The following is a 23,445-nucleotide window of genomic DNA, read 5'->3' as shown; positions in this document are numbered from 1 at the left end:
CTATTTTTTTGAAGAGATCAGATACAAACCTAAATAACAAATTATTCCGTTGACTGCTACCAATAAATTTCCAAATGTAAAACCATCAAACCAGGATTTGGAATGCTCATTAATGTAATAGGTAAGTAATGGTGCTGCAATACAAACAACCGGTAGCCAGGAATTAAATTTAATTTTTCTTTTAGAGAGAATCGAAAAACTGAACAAACCCAAGATCGGACCGTAGGTATATCCTGCAAACTGGAACACTTTATTGATAACTGCATCATTGTTCAACCAATAAAAAATAATGATGACCAGAAATATCAGGAGTGAAAAAGACAAATGCACCAGAGTTCGGATTTTTTTCTTTTTATTTTCATCCCATTTCACCGTCCGGAAATTTAAAAAATCAATACAATAGGATGTAGTCAGAGATGCCAATGCAGAATCTGCGCTGGCGTAATTGGAAGCTGTTAGACCAAGCAGAAATAAAATGGATCCAAATCCGGTGAGGTAGTTGAATGCAATCATCGGAAACAATTGATCAGACTTAGCAGGTAAAGCAATGCCTTCTTGAGCAGCAAACAGATAAAGTCCTGCGCCCAAGGACAAGAATGCAAAATTCACAAAAAACAGCAGCATAGAAAAACTAAACATGTTTAACTGGGCCTCTTTGAGATTTCGGCAGGTAAGATTTTTTTGCATCATGTCCTGGTCCAAACCGGTCATGACCAGTGCTATGAGCATGCCACCAATGACTTGTTTGAAAAAGTAGTTTGAATCACTCCACCCCGCATCAAAATAAAATATTTTTCCATAATCAGATGCTAAAACCTTTTTGAAATATCCTAAAAAACTGGTGTCAAATTTTTCACTCAAAAAATAAATGGTGAGGATAAGTGAACCAATCATACAAAAGGTCTGAAACGTATCAGAAATTACGATGGTTTTTATTCCTCCTCTGAAAGTATAAACCCAGATCAGGAAAATGGATACCAGAACAGTGAGCCAGAATGGCAAATGATAATGTGAAAAAATAAATTGATGCATCACCATGGCCACAATGTACATCCTGAAGGAGGAGCCTATCAGTCTGGATAAAAGAAAAAACGCTGCTCCGGTCTTGTAGGCATGAATGCCCAGTCGCTCATTGAGGTATTCATAAATCGAAGTAACGTTGTATCGGTAATAAATCGGCATGAGGACGTTTGCGATGATCATGTATCCGATCAAATACCCCCAAACCATCTGCATGTAACTGAAATTCTGATTTACGCCTCCTGCACCTACTACACCAGGGATGCTGATAAATGTTACCCCAGACAAGCTAGCACCTATCATCCCAAACGCTACCAGATACCACTTTGAATTGCGGTTGGCACTGAAGAAACTTTCGTTTGAGTTGTCCTTGCCTGTTAAAAAAGAAATGGCAATCAACAGACAGAAATATCCAATCAAAACAATAAGCAGTACCAAGGCCTGAGACATGTTGAAATTTTGGACGAAAATAGGGGAAATTGGAGAAGTCTTGAGAGAATATCCTATTTGGTTTAGAAAAATTGTCACAGGTTCACGTAAACAGGCAAATGCCATGAATGAACCAATCATGGATCAGATCTTCATGGCATTAATTAAACAAACAAAACACCATATAAACTAATGGAATGATATATTCTTTTCCATAGTACTTTAAACAGTTGTGATAGATATCAGATTTTTAATTTACCACACCAGGATTTTTAAGTAAAAATCCTTTGAGCAAATTCAGTGTTTTTTGATTCAGTTTGGTTGATTTGTGCTGCACCCATGGCATGTAGTGCATTTGCGACCTGGGCATCCAGTAATCTTCTTGTAATGTTTCCAGATACTGCACGAAGGCATCGGCAAAAGTGGTAAGTGAAGTATCCTCTTATAGAACCGCCTATATTTCCTTCCATGCTCACTTGATTATCTTTGCATGCTGCCCACAAGGTATGATTCAATGTAGAAACAGGCACTAATGCTTTTTTAAGTGGTAAAGCCTTCTTGTTTTCATCTGTTTCGAATTCCCTATGAAAAGCATAATAAAATTCATCTTCCAACATTGGTTCAATAGTTCTTACTGCTGAATATTCGTCATTCTCCACACCGATGCGATTTAATTCAAAGTTTGGTCCGAATAGAATTCTTGTTCCGGTTCCTGAATGACAACAATCAAAAATTACTTCCAGATTCACACCAGGCTTCAATGTATCAAAAATGGATTTAAACACATCATCAGTAATAAATCCTGCTGTATTGAAGTCATGAGGGCAAATTGCTTCATCCAATCCTTCTATTTCAAGATCAGCACCTACATTTGTGACTCTTGTCCCGTGTCCAGAATAATAAAATACTATGGAATCTCCACGAACAGAAGTGCTAACCAGCCAACGTAAATAATTTAAAATGTTAGCTTTAGTTGCATTCCTATCTGTAAGAATTCTGATGTTAGGAACAGGAAAACCACAAATTACCAGAGTGTTAGCCATATCTCTGGCATCGTTAACACAACCTCGAAGATCCGGTCCTCCGACACCAATTGGTGCATAGTCGTTTATTCCGACCACTACTGCTCTTTTTGCCATAATTTATTTTTAAATAGTTATTTAATTTCCTACTCTAACAGGTTTTCGGAATCCCCTACAACTACAATAAATTATAATTGATACTACAAAGATGTCATTAGGTAAGGGCCTTTATCAAGGGGATATTTCTTCTATTGTTACAGGATTTTACCTGCATTTTTAGGGTGAATTTTCTTCGGCAATAATATGAATAGAGACAAGAAAAATTATATTTCTTAGGACAAATGAAATTAAATCTTAAATATCCCATGTCTTATGGCATATACAGCCATGCCTACCCTAGAGTGCAATTCTAATTTTTCAAATATTGATTCTCGATATCCATCTATTGTTTTAGGGCTGAGGTTCATTTTAGCTGCAATTTCCTTATAGGTTAACTCAGTACATGACCATTTTAATAATTCAATCTCTTTTTCTCGAAGTTGGATTTCTGGTTTTGCAGAGGACAATTTATTTTGTTTGAAATTCATTGCACCAAAGAGTATCTGGGAAGCGTGCTCACTAAAATAGAACCCATCTTTTATCACAATTCGGATTGCGTCCAATAAATGATCCTCATCCGCATCTTTCAAAATATACCCTTTAGCACCAAGTGTGAACATTTTTATCAGAGATGCTTCATCATCATTCATGGTAAGTGTGATAAATTTAATTTTGGGAAATTCTTCTTGAAGCCATTCAGCTGTTTCAAATCCATTCATGACGGGCATGTTGATGTCCAGCATGATAAGGTCGGGACTTACTTTTTGCTCAGTCAATAGTTGCATTAATTCTTTCCCATTTCTACAAATTTTCAATACTTTATACTGATTGTTTTTTTCAATTACCTGGCTTATGGCCTGCGCCATTAAAAAATGATCTTCAACAAGTATGATCTTATGCATGGTGTTGATTTGTGGGGTAAATGATGATGAATTTTGTTCCTTTATTTGGATAAGATTCAATGTGCAATTTGGCTCCAATGATGCCAACTCTATTTTGGATATGATTTATACCAGTTCCATTTCCTTCAACTGTAGGCATTAAAGCTGGATCAAAACCTATTCCATTGTCTGTAATTTCGAGAATAAGTTCGTGCTCTCCAAATTTTAAATTAATACAAATTTGATCTGCTTTAGAATGTTTCAGGGCGTTCGTAAGAATTTCCTGCGTAGTCCTGAATAAAATGATTTTAACACCATGATCTATTTCATATTCACTATTTTCTACATTAATTGTACAATGTATTGCATCAAGTTTTTCTATTTGTTGAAGAATTTGAGAAATTAGATTAACAAGACTGAGATTTTTAAGCGCGTTTGAGTCCAGGGACTTAGAAAGTTTTCTGAGTTCTTCGAGTGCTTTTGAAATGCTGTTAATGGTTTGTAGTGTATGCTCATTGGGTTGTAGTTTGTGTAGACTGTTTGCATGTATTTTAGCCAAAGTCATTAGCTGGCCAATGTTGTCATGCAATTCATATCCAACTTGTCTAAGTGTCTCTTCTTTAATTTCCAGCTGGGCCGTTATTAATGCCTGTTTGTGAAGAAAAATTTCGTGTTCTCTTTCTTTAATCAGGAGATTCCTGCTGTTTACATATTTCCAATAGAATAAAATAAGGCTGGTAGATAAAATAAAAAGCATCAAGGTGCCAATTACAATTGCAAATTCTACCTGATTTTGAAACATAAAAAGCCTATGCAGATTAACAAATTCATAATACAGGATAGCACAAATGTCAAATTAAAGTATATGGTTAAAAATTCTTGTGAAACTTTAGCAAGATAATTGTAAAATCCAATAAATGGGAGGTTAACTCCATAATAGGTGAAGAGTCCAAAGGAAATCCATAAGAAAGGCGATTCTTTCAAAATAGGCAGTTTGTCTTTTTCTAGAGACTCTTTTAGATAGACCAGAATATTTATACAGAGTAATAACGAACCAAAACAATAGGAATATGTCAGGAATTCTGCATGGATTGGTTGTAAAAATTTAATATTCACTACATATATTCCAATGTAAAGTAGGCTTCCAATCAAAGCCCAAATTTTTGCTTTAGGATTTGCCAAAAGATAGTAATACGTGCCGATATACAAAACCAAAGGTGGAAATAGTACGATGTTGTAATATTTAAATTTACTGAATTCACTTGATTTTTGGTTTAGAAATCCGTAGTAGTCACTTACAAAGACAAAAAGTAATATTAAACTTAGATAGAGTAAGATGGAACTGCGTATTCGTAAAAAGGTGATAATCCCAACAAAAGCTGCCAGAAACTCAAATACAAATACGCAGTCTTTTAATATCGCGGACATGGATTAGAATATATTTTTCTTCTATTGGCCATCAGCAAGTCCCAATAAAGTAGATTTGCATGAATCAGCAAATGGTGGCGGACAAAGTCCTCCCATATTCAGAAAGTAGAAATTTGTTTCCGGATTTTGAACTTTATCATCTCCGGAAAATAACAATTTCAAGTCCTTTGGTTTTCTGAAACCTCCTACATCTTCAAATTGGTCAATATCAAATTCCTGATGATCTCCGGCGTCATTAATAAAAGTCGGAACCATTAATATTGCATGGTGATTTTTATATGATGGGTTTACTCTTCCTAAATAAGGCCCTTGGAGTATATCCGGATAGACCGTGTAAAAACAGCGCACCCCTCCAAGTTCGATATCCAGGTGATTTTTTTCAATTTTTAATTTGATCTGTCTGATAAAGTTTTCTAAGGTGTCTGCATCAAAAGTGATAAATCTGGAATCAGAGAAGCCCTCGCCATAGCTGTTTAATGAATCGAAATGTGCGTTAATTACATCACTCCTTTTGGTTTTGTATTCCTTGATCAATTGAATAACATCATTTGCAGGAATCGGAGTCAGTGGTTTTAATGAATCAGATGAGGGGGTACATTGCATTAAGAGGGGAAAGATGATCAGTGAGCTCCATTTGAAAAAGGTGATTCGAATTTTAGTTTTCATTTGTTAGATTTTTGTTTTGACAAACTTAAGTTATAAAAATAATGAATTTTTAATAAAAATGGATTCATAGCACAGGTAATATTGATTATCAAATGATTAATTATTAAAATAGGGGATAAAACCCATTCAAAAAGGGTGTTTTGCCTGTGCCTGATGTAAGCTTAATCAGCTGACTTCCGGGATTTTCGTTTCAATTCATTAGAGACTTATTCCAGAATATTCAAATTCATCAATCATGGGATTTTCATCCATTGAGAAGCCGTCCCTAACCTGAATGTCGCTGAGGAGTATTTTCATGGGTCTTGGATCAACATAGGGTTCGAAAGCTTTCTGGAAAGTCAGACCAGTGAGTTGTTCTATTGTTTTTATATTGACCTGGTAGGTTTCCGCATCTTCAAAATTTTGAAAATGTTCATTCAGTAATCTTGTGCGTGCTTCTCCAATGATTCCTTTTTGTCTCATCAAGGTTTCCTGGCCCATCAGGAAGGCAGCAATTTTTAACTGTTTACCATCACCAGAATAATAGATTACTTTCCAAAATAAAACCGGTAATTTTATTTGTTGCTGGTCAACGATTGTTACAAAATGTGGATCACTCAAATTCAAAACCGGGCCGGTAAATACGTTTACTTTTAATTTGTATTGTACTGTTTCTTTTTTTAAGATATAGAATTCTAAATTTTCCCATTTTTTCTGGTTGAGCTCGGGTAATTGAGGCGCGCAATTTGAATAATGGAAGGTGTCCAATGCAGCATTTTTTGCATCATTTTTGGTGTAGCCCCATTGCGTATCTTCTCTTTTGACCAGATGGCCCCTGTCAAAATCACTTTTTTGTGCTTTATACAATTCAATGCCCCATTGATGATTTTTAAATCTTGAATCATTTTTCCATTCATCATTTCCGGAAGGAAATAAACTTGCTCTTTTAACTGATTTGAAAAGTTTACCATTTAGATTTGAAGCAGTATAGAATGCAAGTTTGCGGGATTTGCACATGGCTAAACTATAGTGTTTGTATTTCCATTCCCATTCATCATCATGACTTACTAAATCTGATTTTTGTTCATCATTCAATACTGGTAAATTTACTTGCAATAAAGATGAAATGAAGTTTGGCCTATAGCCCAGAATTGGAGGCATAATTATTTTTGATTTTGATTGAAAAAAGTTTTTTCCAGCAGATCTTTTGATCCATCCACCATAGGGTTTTGCGAGTATCCTGCTTTTATCAATTTTTTTTGTACCGACAAATGTATTTGATTGAAATTCTGTGTATGCCCTTTTGGAGTCTTTAAAATGTTAAGTAAAAAGTATGTGAGGGCTCCATTATACCCATTTTCAAATAGATCGTCATCTGCTTCCTGATGATCTTTACAAGCAGAGAGAAAGGCCACATTTAATTTGTTTACAGATTTGCCAATTTTTGTAATTTTTTTTCCAGTTATCATCGCGGTCTCATTTCTCCAAGCAAGATCCTCCGGAGGGACTAGGTATCTACTTTGTCGATTATTATTTCTTCTGATGGCCCTTGTGAGCGTTCCTGAACAACAGCAGTCAGAAACCCATATGAAATGTACGCCTTTGGGTATCTCTTTAAATATTTTATACAATTCATTGTCAAGAATTCCATTTTCTATACCTGATTCTCCATTGAAACTAAAATCTACCGGACATATTAATTCATCCATTCCATCTATTTCGTCGTCTTCAGATCTTGAGGCAATTTGCGTGCCATGTCCACTGTAATGAAAGTAAATGCGATCTCCTGCGGAAGTCCCTTTTATTAACCATTTGAGTCTCTTCAGTATGGCTGCTTTGGTAGCTCTGAAGTCAGTCAATTTGCGAATTTCTTTATGTTGAAAGCCACATTTTTTTATGAGGAATTCAGACATGTCCTGAATATCATTCACACATCCCTTTAATGGTTGTAAATCGTATTGGTTGATTCCTACTAACAGTGCTTTGTTCATATTGATTTGAATTATTTATTTTACTGTTTTTTTGTTTTTGGAAGTCTGGAGTTCAATTTTTCGCGCCTCCAATTGTTTTATTTTATGCTCTGCCCTTTGAATGATAATCTTTGAATTTCTAATTGGTAATTTTGAGTCTTTTAGTTCGCTTACATTCTTTTCTAATCCGGCTGTGAGTGTAGTGTCATCCGGGGAGGCGGTAGATTGAGAAATGAGCGCTTCTGTATTTTTGATGTTCTCAATACTTGATTTTAATTCTTGCAATTCTTTTTGATCTATTTTTGTAAGATTTATTTTATTCAACTCTTCTTCTGCTTTTTGTGGATTCGACAACAGAATATTGGTTTTAGCCAATAGCAAATTGTTTTCAGGAGATTTAAATTTGTATTCGTTGGAAATTTTATTGATAGAATCTAATTTTTGATAATTATCTTCTGTTGGATGTTGAATAGTTTCTGCCACCTGAGTTTTCATTGCTTTAATAATTCCGTTTATTTCAATGGATTTTATACTTGACCAGCCCATCATGATGATTGGAATAACAAACCCATAAAATATAGGTGTATAATTTCGGTTTTTGTAAATCAGAAAAACTAGCAAAATCAACAGGACAATCAGCACCAATAGTCCTGAGAACATGAGTATTATTTCAAATAGCGGTAGTCCGTCGATTAATTTGATGAATATACTTTTCATATGATTGGAATTACATAGAGATAAATGATTTATAATTATTTTTAAGAAATGATTTTAGGGTCATTGAAGTTTCAGGGAGGCAGATTAAGAAGTCCAATATCTCCCCCTTCTTTTTTTTACTCAAACCAAGGAATTCAATTTCATCATTGTTCATCAATTTGTTCAATTCTGTATTGTGGTAGGAAATTTGCGCCAGTTCAATATTTAGCATATTGAGTCCTTGGGCATCGGGTGAAGCCGTAGCGGATTCTACGGATCTGAATATGGTGGACAAAATTGGGAACCAGCCTACATCTGCATCTTTTGCTTTGATTAAATTATTACCTTTTTTTGGTACCGTAATTTTTAATGCGTCTGAAGCTCTTAAAATTCCATTGCCAAAATATGAGCGGTAATCATTTTCTTCAAGTACAGAATTTACTTTTTTAGCAGCTGATGTGTACAATGCATTTCGTACTGCCTCAACACGCATCCAGGGTTCCGGCAGAGCAGTAATTTCTTCGTAATACTTCTTAAGATAGCATGCTGCAGCTGCTGCAATTTGGGGAGTTGCAGAAGAAGTTCCGGCACCACTGAAACTAAGTGATTTGTTTTCCGAGACAGCCCATGGCATGTTTGGTGTATAGGCAGCCAATGCATAGTTCATAGATTTTGACGGACCGTAATTACCTTGCATTTCCCCAATTTTCTTGTGATAATATGGGGCATCTTCAAAAGTTGCACCGCAAGCAGCAATGACTCTTTCAAACCTAGCAGGATAAACCAATTTTCTAATAGGTATTCCATTGTAATTGTTACCGGCTGCAGAGACCATTAAGATACCTGATTCGTAGGCTTCATTTACAGCATCTGCCCATGCCTGACTTGGAGCACCGCCCATGCTCATGGAAACGATGTGAACCATTTCACCTGATTTGTGAAGTGCTGATAAATAATTAAGGGCTTGTGCAAATTCGCTGGTTTTTATCAGCACAACAGTGTTGCTTATTCTGCATGGGATTATTTCGGCAAAGGGTGCTCCTCCTATTTTATCGTTAAATCCATTACCCACAAATTTACCTCCGGCTAAAATTCCCAATGTACCTGTACCATGACCAGGCATATATAAAACTGCTTTATTCAAAGGATCTACAGCTGAAGTTGGTGTTTCTCCTGGTATAAAGTTTCTTTGCAGTTTTGTATTTAGTCTTGGCGGAAGTTGAGGATGACCCGGATCATATCCTGTGTCCAGATGCCCAATCCTGACTAATTTATCCGAATTTAATTCCTCTGCTTCTTTTCTAGCCGACATGAGTTGTGAATGGGCATCATCCAAGTGCCAGATGGTATTCGCGTGGGGCATCCAGTCTGCATCAAAATTTCCATCATTCTGCTTTCCAATGGATCGGTGGGATGGTTCTTCATTGTCGTTTATTTTTCTTTGAATGACGAATTCTGAAACAGTATCAGGTTCCACAAAGCAAGAGACTGATTTCATGGAGTGTTTCAATTTATGTGCTAAATCCCATGGATTTATTTCATGATCCTGAACATTGGATTTAAACATAAATCTTTGATTATTTTCAAATTGATCTAAATTTTCCTTTGTTCTAGAAGATCTTATTTCTTTTTTTTGTTTTATTTTTTTTTCATGTGCACGAAAATCTTTTGTTTCAAATTCAATGCCTTCATCTGACAATGTCTTCAGAAATGAAGATCTGTTCAATGATCTTGAGCTGGTTCCCATGTTGACCAATAGCTCAATGTTTTGGAATTTATTTTTCATTATATCAGTTTATTCAAAAAGTTTATTATTTATCCATTCATGTTTTATGATACTCCACCAATCTTTCGTCATGCCCTGAATGACGTATTCATAAGGAAGCCATCCATATCCATTTTCACCCCATGAAGTCCCCCAACAATTGCGAACATGAAAGGCACCCTTTGTTTTGATACCATTGTCATTTACAATGGATTTGTGATCATCAAATCCAAGTGCAACCAAAGCATGACCTCCTATTCTTTTTCTCTTTTCAGAAGGGTAGCATATGATTCCTTGTTGGCATTCTTCTATATTAGAGTATAAGGTTAGGCCAAACATTAGTGGAAGTCCTAAGGTTAAATTCCTTTTAATCTCCATGATGAGCAAACTCGGCGTCATAGCATATTTATCCAACCGATAATATTGGATCGCCTGAAAATTGGAAGCATAGGCATAACAAAATGCATCTGGCTCACGATTGAGATTTTGTTTTTCAAATGGCCAGTATCTTTCAGGAGGTATCCCAAACAATACCATCGCTTTCATGGTTATCCTGTTAAATGCGCCTACGTCTTCTTTGATTTGTAATAAATTACGTGTAGCTTTATATAGGAACAATCTTGATTTAGGATCACATTCACCGGAAATACGTTTTTCAAAATAATCTACCAGAGCACAAGCTGCATGAGCGGTGCAACTGTTGAAGTCACCCTGGTCTTCTATCTTAGGAAAATATCGGTGTAAATGATCTACCACTTTAGGTATATTATTTTGCCTGGACTTATTTTTATTTTCCACTTCTTTTATTAAATGCACAATTGATTGCTTATCTGACGCTTGCAGGTAAGATTTATCATTTTTGGCCGTTGTGTCGAAATATTTATCACGCAGGTCGGGATAATCAGGAAGCCACCCATAGGTTTGTTTATACATTTTATATATTATTTGGTTTGACAAATTCGTAGACCGTTTTACCCGCTTTATTTTTGTAAGCCTTCAGAATTTCCCGTCTTGGGATTGCTAAATAGGGATCGTAGGATATGTGAACCCACCTGCCGAATTCATGGATGATCTGATCAAATGGCAATTTGCTTGATGCTACCACTTTGAAAAGTTGGTCGACATTTAAATTTTCAGTTGGAACAATGTCAGCGGCCATTCCAAATATGTGCATACTGTTTTTAGCTCCGCCAATTTTGGTGTTCAGTCGCGGACACCGATAGCCGCTGCTGACATGCAGTCTGGAATGTATATCATATCTTATAGGTTCGAGGATAAAATGGCACAAGCTTTTTAAATTTTCTTGAATAAGAGATGAGGGTGCGTATTGTTCTTTAAATCCCAATCTTGCAGCCGTTTCACTTGCCTGCATTTCATCCAGACTAAAATGTTCACTTAGCATCATATGTTCTGCGGATTTGGTTGGATTAAATATTGAGTGGATTCATTTAATAATAGAAGTATGTCAGGTTCACTCACCTGATTCATCAATTGACGACAGGATGGACGCAAATCATTTTGTTGGATTAGAATTTGCCATAAATTTTCAGTCTTGTGTATATTGATGGCTGCGATCATTTCGCTTTCCGTCAAATACTGCGAGTCCAATGCTTTTGTAATGATCTGTTGGCACAGCCGGTAGGCGTTTTGTAATTGGAAATTGAGTTCCTGCAATTTTGTCCTTAAAATTTCTTCAATTTCCTGGAGCACCTTGTATTGTACCATCTCATTCATTTTTCTTTTACCTGTGATGATAATTGTCAGGCTGTAAGGATGAATGCCTCTTTCAGCAGTAGAAAGTTCTGCTTTTAGGGACATTACTTTTCCTTCTTCGGATTTCAGTCCTCTGAGACTGAAATATTTTTCAGCTGCTGTCAATAACTGTTGGATGATATCCTGTAGATTGTTGTCATTATTTTGGTATATAGTATAGCACTTCTTAAGTAACTCATAAATGAGTTCTAGTTCTTTAACTTCTGCAAAATGGAATTTTCTAAACATAACTATTCGTAGATTATTTCGCCTTCAACTAAATGATTGTGATTAGTCACGTCTCTTACAGATTTCACATATATCCCTTCTTCATTTACTTTTGCTTTGACACTGAAAACAGAAATGTCAGAGGCTCCATTTTTGATGAGATTGGTTTCCGGACTCACCAATAAATTGGTAATGGTTGTCTTGTCAACAATTGTTTTGGAATTGATGTAGATGTTAATATTTTCAGCACTTTGTTTAAATAGTTCGTTGTTTGGATAAAGTGTTTTATAAGCGTCCATTGCTGCCTGAATTTCAAGCATTCTCGAAAATATTTTTCCATAATAGGCGAGGATTAAATCTTCCTTATGGACGAGATTTTCTTTTAAAGAATCATAGAATTCAGTGATCAACCGATTCAGGTTTTCATCATCTCTTTCATTCGATCGTTTTACAGACTTTTTTGAATTGCCAGATGTGTTTATTTTACCGGGTAAAAAGATGTGGCTAAAATCAATTTTACTCACAAGACCTATTGTGTTTACGGAATTATTCTTTTTGAGTAAAAATTTTCTATAAGAATTATTGAGTTCATTTTTAATTAATTGACTGAATTCGCTGATTCCATCTGTAAATTTTAAGGTCTGATTAAATTTGGCGCCACTAATTAATACCGGCACATTCAGTTCCATCTCCGGGATTTTAAACCTGGGTACAGACATATATTTTAGCAATGGGTCTTTGCTGTTTGCTTCAGCAAGACTGACTGAGTATTGGTCTGCCATGTGTCTCGCCCGGGTGATTTCTATGAATAGGTAGCCGAGGTAATCGGAAAGTGTGACCATCTTTTATTTACGATTTAAGTATTTTCCAGTAAACTTATTTTGAAAGCAGTTCTAATACTTTCTCAAGTCCTTTTGGAATTTCATCCTGTACTGCCCTTACTTTTACTTTAAGGCTGTATTCTCTTTCTACTTTAGAACCTGTTGAAGATGATCGCTGGTAAGATACACTTGCAGATACTTTGACCGGACCAAAACCGCCTCTTCCGTTTACATTCAGTTTAAAATCGTTGGTAGTATTGGATGTGTCGATGGAATTAAGACGGGCATTAAAATCAATTTCTACGAAATCAATACGAAGCGATGGAATGGGTAAAGTGGATATTAATGGTACAATAACGGAAACATCTTCTTTGGTGCCGTCAGGATTTTGTTTTTTGTAACTGAAATCTACCATCACCAATTGTGAAGGATCGTCTTCTCTAAATCCAACTTTTTTGATAAAGTCAATAGTAGCAACAGCGGATGCCACCTGAGCCTCAACTGTGGCTTGAAGAGGCCCGCCTATCATAGCTTTGAAATCAATATTGTTGAGCTCCTGACCCAGTTGTGAATTATCACGGGAGGTAGAGGAGGACTTTTTATTTAGTCCATCATTGAGTGCAATGGCATGAGTGGATAAATTGTGAACGATTTGATCCAAATCTTTGGCTTGTGGACTTCTACCTTCTACAGGTAATTTAACAGTAGTCCTTTTAGATGCGTTTTTCTGAATTGGTTTGTTGGCAGATTTACTGGCTTTCTTGATCATGACAATTATTTTAGTCTGGTGAGTAATAATTGCTACAAAATTGCATGAACTGAACTACATAATACAAGGGGAAAATTCCTGATAGGTGAAGGGTTTTTTTCCGGGATTCAGATGCAGAATCACCTTATTAATGGATTTTAAGATAAATTAAGATTAATCTGTTGGAACTGTTTCTTAGATTTTTTGAATTTATTCAATTTTTAGGTCTGTGGGCATCCAGATAGGATCAACTTGATTGATTTAATTTACTATTTAATTCAAGAAATTGATATCAGCTGGAAATCGATTGAAATCATTTTAGTAAACTCACGCAAAAGTGAACTCAGATACAACTTTAATTATTTTTATTTCAAATAAATTAGTAAGGATTAGATACGCATTATTTATTAAGCTATTAGCCTTGTTGAATTTACAGTAATAGCTGTAAAAAATATTATAAACGGATAATTTTATATGTTCGAATTCTATATAGGAACCTAATTTTTTAGCTGATCATTTGGTATTGGTTTCACTATTCTTTTTGGTCGCTTTTCTAAATTTCCGGCACAATTGGGGCAGATATTCTTTAATATTCCCTGCGCACATTGACAGCAAAAGGTGCATTCAAAACTGCATATCATGGCTTCTTTGCTATCTAATGGAAGATCCTTGCCACAATTTTCACATTGCATTTTCATTCTTAACATAATCAGTTATTTAATAGGGGATAATATTTTTCCTCTATTACTTTAAAATGCCAACGTTGATGACCGGCTAACATAAATCCCAGAGATAATGGGCAGTATTGGATACCATTGTAGCCGTTGCCCTGTTTTAGTACCATTAAGTGGGTAAAAGATTGGAAGAGTTTTATGGTAGCTTTTCTAATCAGCAATAGTTCGTCCATGAGGTCTTCAATTGTTCTTCGATAGGCTTCAGCGTTTTTGGCAAACTCCTCTTCATCATAGGGTATCATTACCTGCTGATCGCCACGGGCAATGGCCGTAATGCGATAGATAAACACCCTTTCAGTATCAATTAAATGTTGTAAAATATCTTTTATAGTCCATTTTCCAACAGCATAAGTTAGTTCTCCAATATTTTTCCAAGTCTCTATTGGGGCGTTTTCTAATTCGAGTAAACTAATTTTTAGTGAATCCACAACAGTGACATCTTCCGCATAATTTATGTAGCGGTTGAAATATTCAGGCATTTTTTTGATATCAGATTTATTCATTTTAGATTAATTTAAATATCTATGTTTAATTGATCTTTCAAATATTCGTCCACATTTGGTTTTTCATTTTGCATCAAAATGTACTTTACCCAGGAATTGCGCTCGTGCCACCATATTGCCATTTCCCAAACGCAGGTGGCCATTCCACCTTCAGAATATAGTTTAAAATTATGGTCGTTTATTTTTTTTAGGTAAACAAAATTTTGGAGCATATTTTCACCGATCCACCAGTTAATATTAGCAAATACACCTTCTTTCGCTTCATGAAGGATCAGAGTAGCCAAATGATAGGACTCTAAGGGGTAAGCTTGACTTTTTGACAACCAGTTATTCAGATGGGATTTTGCAAGAATTAATTCATCATTATTTATCCGCTCATTTTGATAAGAAATGCTGTAGACTTTTAAAATCCATTCGGCATGTTTTAAGAGACCCAAACAACGAATGGGACGAGGTTTGTAAGTGCTGGAAATTTTCATGATTTCAAACTTTCCAAATATTGGAATTCATAATTATTGATCGATTCCAGGACAAAGGAATCATTCTTAAATTTATCTTTTAGTAAAATGTACATTTCTTTGGTTCTTTCATCTTTCAGTAAGTTTATTAGCTGAACATTTTGAAAAATGTCATTGAGATCATTGTCCTGCAAGGATTTTTTAAATCGCACAAACAAGATGGGAAATCCCAAATCTCCTTTACCAAGCGCAATCAGCGTATTTACTGCAGCAAAGGGATAATCCCATGTAGGTGTTGCCAAATACCATCGTGGCGATTGAATATCTTTGATACAAGTCAACACATACTCTAGAGCTTTTGGAGAATTTAAATGTTGCAACCCGTTTAATGCACTTATTCTATTTTGATTTTTCCACGATTTTTCGTTTTCTAAATTCATTAATATTTCAAAAACTTTTGGATTTTTGGTTTTGCCTAATGATATGGCTGCTGAATTAATCACTCTATCACTTTCATCTCTTAATTCATTTATATATATATCTTCAAACTTTGGGTCTTTGGAATTACCCAATATACTTATTGCAGTGCTTTTTAGCCACGATTTTTCATTTCGAATAATTGATTTCAAAACTGTAATCATTGCTGAGTCATAGGGAGGTGGAGTAATTTGTGATAATGCACCTAGTACGAACATTCTATATCTCCAATACTGATTTGATTGTACCTCCTGAATCAGTGCATTTTTTATTTTCTTTTTAAGGGCAATGGGCAAAGTAGTGTCTATTGTATAAGCAACTAAGTTGTTAGCAGCATCTTGCTTGGCCAACAAATCCTTGCTATGTAGTAGTTGGTCCAGATATTCCTCTGTTGATTTTGGGAAATCGGTTTCACTTAAGTATGTTTGTTTATAATTAAAATTTACAAATCCTGGTTTATTTGGCAATGAAAAATTGTAAGTATTTACCTTTTTCGGCTTTAAAAGAATAGTTTCGATTTGGTTATCTATTTCAATGTAAATTTTACCTTCAAAATAATTGACCTGCTGATATTGATTGATGCCTGATTTACTTTCATTTTGCTCCACTACTATAGAGAGAATTTTTTGAGTGGCATTGTAATTTTTTGATACTTTAAATTTAGGCATTCCCATTTTATAAATCCATTGGTCAAAAAACCATTGATAGTTTTTTCCACTTATGGATTCAATTGTCTTCTGAAAATCTTCCGTACTGATTTGTTTTTGGGCATATAAACGTATGAAACTGCGAATAGAATTCCACCAATCTTCTTCTCCCAATTCATTTTGTAACATGTGCAAAACCAATGCACCCTTGTACTTTGAATAACCATCGGCAGTAAATTTATTCAAATCCTGTATCGTTTCAGGAACAAGAGGGTGCTTATTGCCGGATTCCCATTCTGAAGTTACATTCCATTTTTCATAGGGATAATACCACAATTGGTATTCAGCATTTCCATGACATTTTTCGGTATACAGTCCTGCAAAGTATTGCGCAAATGCATTGTTGAGCCAAACATCATTCCATTTTACGGGCATTAATAAATTGCCAAACCATTGATTGCTGAGGGCTTGCATGGCAACACCATCCCACAAATATTGAAAATCTTTGTGAACCTTAAAATCATCAATATAATTATCAGAAAGTATGGCAACTCCATTTTGTCCAACCAACCCGGGGAAGGGGTAGTCCTGTACCACGACCTGAGTATAGGTTGAGTATGGGAATGAATAATCAGTTTTTGCTTCCAGAAATTTCATCATGTCTGGTAGCAATTCTACGGTAGCTTTTACTGCCTCCATTTCATGTGGATATCCGTAATTCAATATCTGTGTTGATCCGTTTAATTGTAAATAATTGGAATATTCACCAATCACAATGGAAACTAAATAATTGGGAAAAGCAACATTGGATTGGTAATGGAATGTATGCTTACCATTTGGGTGGTCTTTCACATTCAGTAGCATGCCATTGCTAATTACCATAAAAGGTTTTTCAATAGTAGCATATATTTCTGTGGTATGAATATCTGCTATGTCTTCATTGCATGGAAACCAATACTTGTTGCCTTCTGGTTCGCCAACACTATATATTTGTCTGAGTTTATTGGGTGAAGTACTGGTTGGTTGTTGAAATCGAAGTCCTTTTCCAAAACTACCACTGATTGCATTAGGGTCTGATCTGTTTTCATGGTTTGTGTTGTAATCAATTTTGATTTTTAGCTCTTCATTTGGTTTATAGTTCCGATTTAATTTAATTATTAAATTTTTGGAATTTTCAATTGGATTATAAATAAATGGCAAATTGTAATTATTTAACAATACATTATGAATACTCAATTCACCTGCATCTAAAATTATGGTATCGGTTTCTTTTAATGGTGAGCAGGTTATATTTACACTTCCATAGGCTTGTTTTTTTACCCAATCAAATTCAAGAATAAGTTGAATATGTTTAGTATCAATATTTTGGGAGGATAATTGCAGTATTGCCAAACAGAGTATAACTGTTCCAATTATTTTTCTCATTTTGTTATCTTTAATATTCTACTCAATTGTTTTTCACTTTGCAAACCTACCAAATTGGCTATTTCAATTTTTGATCTGTCAGGATTTTTTACTAACTCTCTGGCTTTTTCAATTCTTATTTTTGTAGCGAACTCATTTACAGTTATTCCTGTTTCTTTTTTAAAAATTCTGGTAAAATTTCGTTCACTCATGTTGGCCATTACAGCCAACTTATTCAGTGAATGCTTTTGTTCAATATGTGCTATGATATAATCTTGGACTTTGTGTATTCCTGAATGAATGTGATTTCTAAATTTAAGGAAGTTGCTTTCCTGGCTATCGTTACCATTTCTTCTATTGTAAACAACTAGTTCTCTTGCAACCAAGTGTGCGAAGTAACTTCCTTTTATTTTTTCTAAGATGTGTAAAGTAAGGTCTATTCCGGCTACAATCCCGGCACTGGTATAAATATTGTCCTCTTCGGTATACAAAATGTTCTCTTGAACTTTAATTTTTGGATATTGTTTTTGCAATTCTTTAGTTTTTTTAAAATGAGTGGTACAGATTTTATCATCTAGTATACCTGCTTCTGCTAATACAAAAGCTCCCATGCAGACACTACAAATATTGACACCTTTTCTATATTCTTTTATAATCCATTTGAAAAGCTGCTTGTTAGATTTAAAATCTTGTGAATTGAGATATGTATAAGATGAACCAGGGACAATCAAGAAATCTTCTTTTTTAAGTTTTACTTTTGAAAAATGCCTGACCTTGCCAATGGTTAATCCACCTGTGGTAGTTACATTTGCGTTTTCATTAAGGCCGCAATATTCTATTTTAAAATCGGCATTATATTCTATCGCTTCATGAATAGCCTGGTCTGCACCTGCCAAATCCAGCAAGTGAATTTGTGGGAGTATAAGAAATGTAAATTTTATTGCCATTGGAGCATATCTTTCCACAAAAGTCGTAATAAATTACTAATTGTACCGGACGGTTTTTAGACATTTTCGGCCATGGAAATTCCATAATAATCTTGCGTAATGATGCTTAAAAATCTAAAGCTGTATTTTAGTTCCTGGATTCTATATTCTGAATCAACTCTTTACCTGAATAATGCTCAAATTTGTTCCAAGTGTAAATTGAAATGTGTAATAAAAATACTAAATGGATATTTTAGTAAATTTCTTTATCTTTGAAACGGTCTAATGTCCCTCTTGTTGTTATAGGTCTGACATGATTTTACTTTCAGATTATTAACATACATCGCGGTTCCTTCTAATTTAGACATTTTTGATCCTGTATCTCCAGTTTCTAATCCATCGACCATCATAATGCAATTATATTGCGAAGCAATACTAAATTGAGTGTGAGCGTATATCATTTCCGCTATTCGTTATTTTGTACCCTTATTTTCAATTTAATAAATGTTTTTTTGAAGTAGAAGATAATTGTTCGGATTTATTTATGATGGTATTCCGAATATGTCTATTGAAGTACTATCATTAGTTTAACATTCTAATAAATGGATACATTTATAGTTGCTTGGTCGAATATCGTCCGTGGTATTTACATCCCTATCCTAGTTAAAGGTGTAAGTGAGTTTCCATTGTTCGCACAGATTGTAAAGAAAATAAATTTGTTGTACCTATTTTTTTACGGTTAAAAATTATTTTCATAGGAATTCTTCATATCTTCAGACCAGTCAATTTTTTCTGGTTCCAAAATAGGGTAGTAGTTCCAAGATTCAGGAGTGTGTTCATTACAAAAGAAACCTTCCAAATTTGTAGATTCAATAATGTCGTATAATGTCGACTTATTGCTGAAAAAATATGCAAATCTTTGATCAAAATCTTGAACTATTAATATCTTTTCATCCGGAGTTCCAATTCTTACATGAGTTGGTAGACCAATTGGATTTTCTATTAGCTTATCAATGTTTATTAATTCTTTATGTTCATTAAAGTCAGAATATATTAGAACTGAATCATAATCAAGAGATCTTAGTTTATGCAGAATTTTATTTTCTATGATTAATGGAAGATCATCGACTTCTGCCGGAAGAATATCCAACCTGTCTTTCACCAAATGTTTTATTAATTTGTAATATTCTGTTCTTTCACCAAAACTATAGGCTCTATGAAGAAATGCCAAGGCTCTGTCAAGACTTTTTATATCAATAATTCCGGTTAAATTAATTATTTCTAACCAACTAAGTGGTTCACAATGTTTTTGAATTTCAAATTTATTTGGTCTGCTGTAGGATTCAAACTTAATATACTCTTCATGGCCATTTTTTATTTTTAAAAATGGATGGAACGCAACAAAACATTCATCATATTCCGGGTATCTCTTCATGAGGGGCCAGTCTCTGTAATTTTGTGTACTTAGACTTTTTATCATTTCTTCTGATAATTCAGGAGTGTTGTATATCATACCGAAATTTAGTATTAAAAACTTATAAGTCTTATGTCCGGATCATTTCTAAAAGGTTAATGTTTATTGTACAAGGGTAAAGATAAATAGAAATTCGAATGATTTAGTGGGAACTGTAAACTTTCCTAAAACAACTATTTGGTAAAGTTTTAGTAGGTATTGTAAGAACATCACAGATATTGACTTTTACTGTTGAGTTTATGGCAAGGGCGATAGAAAACTGTTACTCATCTATCCACCAACACAATTTTAATTGGTGATTTAAAATGCTTCAATGGGCATACAACTTTTATTTTGGCAGAAAGGTGCCATCTTCATCCTGTTGGGGTGGATCAATGTATGAAGTGCAACATGTAGTTATAATCAGGCAGGACTGGCTAAACGGTTATCAGATGATAATATTCATTTGAATAAATAGCTAACTCCGAATTTAAATATATGGCTTTTTGCAAAGTCATCAAGTAATTTCCCTGTAACTGGATCAAGAAATTTCACACAATAAATATTTCTAAGTCCATAATTGAAACTGCCGTTTATTTCAAAATTATACCATTGAATTCGAATTCCAGTATTTAAGCCAATGTCGTATTTAGTGTATCCTGATACTTGATCATTTGGAGCATCTTTATAATAAATAAATTTTTGCTTGAATATTAAATGATCAAATTGCATTCCTGCTTGAATAGCTATGAATTTAAATAAGTAGTAGTTTATACTTATCGGGAATGAGGCATATTTATCATTAAAATTATTATTTCTTTGACCAATGGAATAATCATATTTTCTCTTCGAAAACTCAAATCCCAGCAAAATGGAAGATTTTTTGCATATAGGTTTTTCAAAGGCAAAGCCAAGATTAAAGCCATTCCCAGATATAATAGCAGCATTTAGCTCAGGAAGGTTGAATCTGTCAAGCTTATAATTATTCAGTGAAAAATTTAACAAAACAGTATTTGATTGAGCAAATAATATGTTTTTATTCAATAGAAAATATAAAATGAGTATGATGCAGAACAGTATGTTTTTTTTCATCTCATTGTGAATTTGTAACTTAATGAAAACTGCATGGCATGGGTCTTATACAGTCGCCGCTCTTTGGGAACACTGGGATCTATATTTATAACATTACCTTTCTCTCTTAAAAGAAAAAGTGGTTCTAAAAGTCGAGCTCCAAAATACAGATTATTCAATAAATGGATTTGAATGCCTACTGTATAATCAATTTCAAAGTTTTTAAATGGCTTCATAAAAAGATATTTCGAATATACTAAATACTGAAAACTTACCCCGGCCTCAAACTGAATATCCCGATCCTTTAATGGCTTATAAGTGATTTGTAGTGGAATGCCAATAAACCCATAGAAATCCTCATTGTATTTGTTAAAGGAGGTGTGAGATGAAGCCCTTTTATCAAAGTATAATCCGTATTTGACGCCTAAATATTCTTTTGAGAAAATATTTTCTTCAACACAAATTCCAAAATGATATCGTAAAGAATAATAAGGTCTTTCCGGCGAAGCAAAGAAATGTTTTTCACCGTTTATTATTTCTTGAACATTGGTTATACTGGGGCCTCCGTATACAAATAAAGTTCTTGTTTTTTGACCAAATAAATTAATTGACCAAAGGAGCAAGCCGAAAATTAAAATTGTTTTTATCGTTGGTGTAGAATCCATTCTATTTATTTTTTAATATTAAGGACATTTTGGAGCTACATAATAGCAATTGTTGTAAACGAAGGCCTTGCCTTCATATCCTGATGGAACAGGCCCCAAGTAACAATTGGCACCATCAAAAGAGCCTCCATAAGGACAAATTCCTCCGTTAGGTCCATTAGGATAAGATTTGTAATAATACCCATTATTTAAAATTAATTCCGCGGTTAGCCTAATCTGGTCGAGTTGGTTACTGATTATCAAATCTGAGTTTTTAACCTTTTAGTGCCAGCTATTAACTTAATCATTCTAAAATTTACACTAATAGTTCATATTTTTTTGAAATCATTGAAACAGGTAATTTAATCCAATTTTAATGTAATAACTTTTGGCTGATGCATTTATCCCAATTCCCCTTGCGGGGTCAAAACCATAAATGCTATATATGTTTCTTAAACCGTAATTAAAGCAACCATTCAATTCAACATGGTGGATTTGAAACCGTATCCCGGCTATCAATCCAATATCATACTTCGTGTAACCGGGTTTTTGTTGTAACGAATCCGAATACTCTACGAATTTTTGCTTAAATATTAAATGTTCATACTGGCATCCTAATTCCACAGCCAAATTTTTAAATAAGTAATAATTCATACTTATTGGAAAAGATGCCCAATGGGTCCTGTCCGCATTATCCCATTTAAAATACTTCACTTCATTGTTTCTTTGTGAAAATCCGAAGCCAATTAGAACTGACGTACGATTCAGAATAGGTTTCTCATAAGAAAATCCAACAGTAAATCCGGTTCCATTTATGTCTGTTGAGTCATTCACTTCATAATTAAATCGATTAAAAGCATATTTATTTACCGAAAACCCAAACCTAATAGTCTCGCTCTGAGCCATCACAGGAGTGATCAATGCATTTAAGCAACAAATCATAAGATATACATATCCAATATTAGAATTCATCATATTTTGAATTTATACATAAAATACAACTCCACTGAATGAGTCTTAAATTGCCTTATAACTTTTGGTAAATTAGGATCAAGAGGTACAATTTCACTCCTGTCTTTCATTAATAGCAGGGGCTCCAAAAAGCGAGTTCCTATATGGGTTTTATTCCAGAGCCTGTATTGAATGCCAACTACATAATCAATTTGAATGTTTTTGAAGGCCTTTGTATATGCATATATGGAATTGTAAACCAGAGATTGAATATTTGTTCCAATTTCAAGACGGATATCTCGATTTTTTAAAGGTTTATAATTGAGAATAATTGGGATTCCTAAAAACCCATAACTCTCGTCAATATATTTATTAAATCCGGTATGCGCAGAGGCTCTCTTTTCGAAGGACAATCCATAGCTTAAACTCCAATCTTCCTTTGAAAAAATACCTTCATTGAGCGTAACACCAAAGTGATATTGAATGGTATAAAAAGGCCTTTCCGGAGTGGTATAATATAATTTAACACCATTCTCTATATGTTGCACATTGGTCAGATTAGGACCGGCAAATAATTCTACGTTCCTTTTCTTTTGGCCCATTAAATCACTCATACACAACAAATAACTTGCCATCATAAGTAATCTGAAAGAATAGATTGGATGCATCATCG

27 protein-coding genes are annotated in these 23,445 nt (G+C 34.4%); all 27 read right to left on the bottom strand.

Going from position 1 to position 23,445, the window contains the following annotated elements; translation table 11 throughout:
* Positions 1–1,470: a sodium:solute symporter gene (locus tag IPJ83_16740; GenBank protein MBK7882182.1), complete on the bottom strand. Its 1,470-nt coding sequence runs from the start codon at positions 1,468–1,470 to the stop codon at positions 1–3.
* Between the two features lie 251 nt (positions 1,471–1,721).
* On the bottom strand, positions 1,722–2,588 hold the full coding sequence (locus IPJ83_16735; protein MBK7882181.1) for a caspase family protein: 867 nt from the start codon (positions 2,586–2,588) through the stop codon (positions 1,722–1,724).
* A gap of 230 nt (positions 2,589–2,818) precedes the next feature.
* A complete protein-coding gene (locus IPJ83_16730; GenBank protein MBK7882180.1) occupies positions 2,819–3,472 on the bottom strand; it encodes a response regulator transcription factor in 654 nt (217 codons plus the stop codon).
* Positions 3,465–4,253: a hypothetical protein gene (locus IPJ83_16725; protein MBK7882179.1), complete on the bottom strand. Its 789-nt coding sequence runs from the start codon at positions 4,251–4,253 to the stop codon at positions 3,465–3,467. The genes IPJ83_16730 and IPJ83_16725 overlap by 8 nt, the downstream gene beginning before the upstream one ends.
* Positions 4,235–4,879 carry a hypothetical protein gene (locus IPJ83_16720; GenBank protein ID MBK7882178.1) on the bottom strand — a complete coding sequence of 215 codons (645 nt, stop codon included), beginning with the start codon at positions 4,877–4,879 and terminating at the stop codon, positions 4,235–4,237. The genes IPJ83_16725 and IPJ83_16720 overlap by 19 nt, the downstream gene beginning before the upstream one ends.
* A 21-nt stretch (positions 4,880–4,900) precedes the next feature.
* Positions 4,901–5,545 (bottom strand): hypothetical protein, encoded by a 645-nt coding sequence (locus IPJ83_16715; GenBank protein ID MBK7882177.1) that lies wholly within the window; start codon positions 5,543–5,545, stop codon positions 4,901–4,903.
* A 198-nt stretch (positions 5,546–5,743) separates the two neighbouring features.
* Positions 5,744–6,685, bottom strand: coding sequence for a DNA/RNA non-specific endonuclease (locus IPJ83_16710; protein MBK7882176.1), 942 nt, complete (start codon positions 6,683–6,685; stop codon positions 5,744–5,746).
* A 2-nt stretch (positions 6,686–6,687) separates the two neighbouring features.
* Positions 6,688–7,515 (bottom strand): caspase family protein, encoded by an 828-nt coding sequence (locus IPJ83_16705; GenBank protein MBK7882175.1) that lies wholly within the window; start codon positions 7,513–7,515, stop codon positions 6,688–6,690.
* Positions 7,516–7,530: 15 nt separating this feature from the next.
* Positions 7,531–8,211, bottom strand: coding sequence for a hypothetical protein (locus IPJ83_16700; protein ID MBK7882174.1), 681 nt, complete (start codon positions 8,209–8,211; stop codon positions 7,531–7,533).
* 10 nt (positions 8,212–8,221) lie between these two features.
* Entirely contained in the window at positions 8,222–9,976 is a 1,755-nt protein-coding gene (locus IPJ83_16695; GenBank protein ID MBK7882173.1) for a S8/S53 family peptidase, read from the bottom strand.
* Between the two features lie 9 nt (positions 9,977–9,985).
* Positions 9,986–10,888, bottom strand: coding sequence for a C1 family peptidase (locus tag IPJ83_16690; protein ID MBK7882172.1), 903 nt, complete (start codon positions 10,886–10,888; stop codon positions 9,986–9,988).
* Position 10,889: 1 nt separating this feature from the next.
* The gene (locus IPJ83_16685) at positions 10,890–11,360 is read right to left on the bottom strand and encodes a peptidase M15A (protein ID MBK7882171.1); all 471 of its coding nucleotides are present in this window, start codon (positions 11,358–11,360) and stop codon (positions 10,890–10,892) included.
* Complete coding sequence (locus IPJ83_16680) at positions 11,357–11,956, bottom strand: hypothetical protein (protein ID MBK7882170.1); 600 nt, start codon at positions 11,954–11,956, stop codon at positions 11,357–11,359. Before IPJ83_16680 ends, IPJ83_16685 begins: the two co-directional genes overlap by 4 nt.
* Before the next feature lie 2 nt (positions 11,957–11,958).
* On the bottom strand, positions 11,959–12,777 hold the full coding sequence (locus IPJ83_16675) for a hypothetical protein (GenBank protein MBK7882169.1): 819 nt from the start codon (positions 12,775–12,777) through the stop codon (positions 11,959–11,961).
* A 34-nt stretch (positions 12,778–12,811) separates the two neighbouring features.
* Positions 12,812–13,285, bottom strand: coding sequence for a DUF2589 domain-containing protein (locus IPJ83_16670; GenBank protein ID MBK7882168.1), 474 nt, complete (start codon positions 13,283–13,285; stop codon positions 12,812–12,814).
* 716 nt (positions 13,286–14,001) lie between these two features.
* Entirely contained in the window at positions 14,002–14,211 is a 210-nt protein-coding gene (locus IPJ83_16665; protein ID MBK7882167.1) for a DUF1272 domain-containing protein, read from the bottom strand.
* Positions 14,212–14,213: 2 nt separating this feature from the next.
* On the bottom strand, positions 14,214–14,741 hold the full coding sequence (locus IPJ83_16660; GenBank protein MBK7882166.1) for a DinB family protein: 528 nt from the start codon (positions 14,739–14,741) through the stop codon (positions 14,214–14,216).
* A gap of 11 nt (positions 14,742–14,752) precedes the next feature.
* Entirely contained in the window at positions 14,753–15,220 is a 468-nt protein-coding gene (locus tag IPJ83_16655) for a hypothetical protein (protein MBK7882165.1), read from the bottom strand.
* On the bottom strand, positions 15,217–17,748 hold the full coding sequence (locus tag IPJ83_16650; protein ID MBK7882164.1) for a hypothetical protein: 2,532 nt from the start codon (positions 17,746–17,748) through the stop codon (positions 15,217–15,219). Before IPJ83_16650 ends, IPJ83_16655 begins: the two co-directional genes overlap by 4 nt.
* Positions 17,745–18,674 (bottom strand): DJ-1/PfpI family protein, encoded by a 930-nt coding sequence (locus tag IPJ83_16645; GenBank protein ID MBK7882163.1) that lies wholly within the window; start codon positions 18,672–18,674, stop codon positions 17,745–17,747. Before IPJ83_16645 ends, IPJ83_16650 begins: the two co-directional genes overlap by 4 nt.
* A gap of 245 nt (positions 18,675–18,919) precedes the next feature.
* The gene (locus tag IPJ83_16640) at positions 18,920–19,114 is read right to left on the bottom strand and encodes a hypothetical protein (GenBank protein MBK7882162.1); all 195 of its coding nucleotides are present in this window, start codon (positions 19,112–19,114) and stop codon (positions 18,920–18,922) included.
* A gap of 278 nt (positions 19,115–19,392) precedes the next feature.
* Positions 19,393–20,166, bottom strand: a complete 774-nt coding sequence (locus IPJ83_16635) for a DUF2711 family protein (protein ID MBK7882161.1) — start codon at positions 20,164–20,166, stop codon at positions 19,393–19,395.
* A gap of 402 nt (positions 20,167–20,568) precedes the next feature.
* Positions 20,569–21,198: an outer membrane beta-barrel protein gene (locus tag IPJ83_16630; GenBank protein ID MBK7882160.1), complete on the bottom strand. Its 630-nt coding sequence runs from the start codon at positions 21,196–21,198 to the stop codon at positions 20,569–20,571.
* Complete coding sequence (locus tag IPJ83_16625; protein ID MBK7882159.1) at positions 21,195–21,842, bottom strand: hypothetical protein; 648 nt, start codon at positions 21,840–21,842, stop codon at positions 21,195–21,197. The genes IPJ83_16630 and IPJ83_16625 overlap by 4 nt, the downstream gene beginning before the upstream one ends.
* Before the next feature lie 18 nt (positions 21,843–21,860).
* Positions 21,861–22,085 carry a hypothetical protein gene (locus tag IPJ83_16620; protein ID MBK7882158.1) on the bottom strand — a complete coding sequence of 75 codons (225 nt, stop codon included), beginning with the start codon at positions 22,083–22,085 and terminating at the stop codon, positions 21,861–21,863.
* 81 nt (positions 22,086–22,166) lie between these two features.
* Positions 22,167–22,796, bottom strand: a complete 630-nt coding sequence (locus IPJ83_16615) for an outer membrane beta-barrel protein (protein MBK7882157.1) — start codon at positions 22,794–22,796, stop codon at positions 22,167–22,169.
* A complete protein-coding gene (locus IPJ83_16610; GenBank protein MBK7882156.1) occupies positions 22,793–23,443 on the bottom strand; it encodes a hypothetical protein in 651 nt (216 codons plus the stop codon). Before IPJ83_16610 ends, IPJ83_16615 begins: the two co-directional genes overlap by 4 nt.
* Between the last annotated feature and the right edge of the window lie 2 nt (positions 23,444–23,445).

Origin of the sequence: Candidatus Vicinibacter proximus (assembly GCA_016713905.1) — a bacterium.
GTDB classification, from domain to species: Bacteria; Bacteroidota; Bacteroidia; order Chitinophagales; family Saprospiraceae; genus Vicinibacter; species Vicinibacter proximus.
This window is presented reverse-complemented; position numbering and strand designations above follow the sequence as displayed.

What these genes read in the sequence shown, in the direction of transcription:
- IPJ83_16615 (MBK7882157.1), bottom strand. Translation starts at nt 22,796, where the DNA reads ATGATGAATTCTAATATTGGATATGTATATCTTATGATTTGTTGCTTA.
- IPJ83_16720 (MBK7882178.1), bottom strand. Translation starts at nt 4,879, where the DNA reads ATGTCCGCGATATTAAAAGACTGCGTATTTGTATTTGAGTTTCTGGCA.
- IPJ83_16690 (MBK7882172.1), bottom strand. Translation starts at nt 10,888, where the DNA reads ATGTATAAACAAACCTATGGGTGGCTTCCTGATTATCCCGACCTGCGT.
- IPJ83_16685 (MBK7882171.1), bottom strand. Translation starts at nt 11,360, where the DNA reads ATGATGCTAAGTGAACATTTTAGTCTGGATGAAATGCAGGCAAGTGAA.
- IPJ83_16675 (MBK7882169.1), bottom strand. Translation starts at nt 12,777, where the DNA reads ATGGTCACACTTTCCGATTACCTCGGCTACCTATTCATAGAAATCACC.
- IPJ83_16670 (MBK7882168.1), bottom strand. Translation starts at nt 13,285, where the DNA reads ATGATAGGCGGGCCTCTTCAAGCCACAGTTGAGGCTCAGGTGGCATCC.
- IPJ83_16680 (MBK7882170.1), bottom strand. Translation starts at nt 11,956, where the DNA reads ATGTTTAGAAAATTCCATTTTGCAGAAGTTAAAGAACTAGAACTCATT.
- IPJ83_16725 (MBK7882179.1), bottom strand. Translation starts at nt 4,253, where the DNA reads ATGTTTCAAAATCAGGTAGAATTTGCAATTGTAATTGGCACCTTGATG.
- IPJ83_16610 (MBK7882156.1), bottom strand. Translation starts at nt 23,443, where the DNA reads ATGATGCATCCAATCTATTCTTTCAGATTACTTATGATGGCAAGTTAT.
- IPJ83_16730 (MBK7882180.1), bottom strand. Translation starts at nt 3,472, where the DNA reads ATGCATAAGATCATACTTGTTGAAGATCATTTTTTAATGGCGCAGGCC.
- IPJ83_16660 (MBK7882166.1), bottom strand. Translation starts at nt 14,741, where the DNA reads ATGAATAAATCTGATATCAAAAAAATGCCTGAATATTTCAACCGCTAC.
- IPJ83_16695 (MBK7882173.1), bottom strand. Translation starts at nt 9,976, where the DNA reads ATGAAAAATAAATTCCAAAACATTGAGCTATTGGTCAACATGGGAACC.
- IPJ83_16635 (MBK7882161.1), bottom strand. Translation starts at nt 20,166, where the DNA reads ATGATATACAACACTCCTGAATTATCAGAAGAAATGATAAAAAGTCTA.
- IPJ83_16700 (MBK7882174.1), bottom strand. Translation starts at nt 8,211, where the DNA reads ATGAAAAGTATATTCATCAAATTAATCGACGGACTACCGCTATTTGAA.
- IPJ83_16715 (MBK7882177.1), bottom strand. Translation starts at nt 5,545, where the DNA reads ATGAAAACTAAAATTCGAATCACCTTTTTCAAATGGAGCTCACTGATC.
- IPJ83_16740 (MBK7882182.1), bottom strand. Translation starts at nt 1,470, where the DNA reads ATGTCTCAGGCCTTGGTACTGCTTATTGTTTTGATTGGATATTTCTGT.
- IPJ83_16630 (MBK7882160.1), bottom strand. Translation starts at nt 21,198, where the DNA reads ATGAAAAAAAACATACTGTTCTGCATCATACTCATTTTATATTTTCTA.
- IPJ83_16705 (MBK7882175.1), bottom strand. Translation starts at nt 7,515, where the DNA reads ATGAACAAAGCACTGTTAGTAGGAATCAACCAATACGATTTACAACCA.
- IPJ83_16645 (MBK7882163.1), bottom strand. Translation starts at nt 18,674, where the DNA reads ATGGCAATAAAATTTACATTTCTTATACTCCCACAAATTCACTTGCTG.
- IPJ83_16640 (MBK7882162.1), bottom strand. Translation starts at nt 19,114, where the DNA reads ATGATATACGCTCACACTCAATTTAGTATTGCTTCGCAATATAATTGC.
- IPJ83_16625 (MBK7882159.1), bottom strand. Translation starts at nt 21,842, where the DNA reads ATGGATTCTACACCAACGATAAAAACAATTTTAATTTTCGGCTTGCTC.
- IPJ83_16735 (MBK7882181.1), bottom strand. Translation starts at nt 2,588, where the DNA reads ATGGCAAAAAGAGCAGTAGTGGTCGGAATAAACGACTATGCACCAATT.
- IPJ83_16665 (MBK7882167.1), bottom strand. Translation starts at nt 14,211, where the DNA reads ATGTTAAGAATGAAAATGCAATGTGAAAATTGTGGCAAGGATCTTCCA.
- IPJ83_16710 (MBK7882176.1), bottom strand. Translation starts at nt 6,685, where the DNA reads ATGCCTCCAATTCTGGGCTATAGGCCAAACTTCATTTCATCTTTATTG.
- IPJ83_16650 (MBK7882164.1), bottom strand. Translation starts at nt 17,748, where the DNA reads ATGAGAAAAATAATTGGAACAGTTATACTCTGTTTGGCAATACTGCAA.
- IPJ83_16655 (MBK7882165.1), bottom strand. Translation starts at nt 15,220, where the DNA reads ATGAAAATTTCCAGCACTTACAAACCTCGTCCCATTCGTTGTTTGGGT.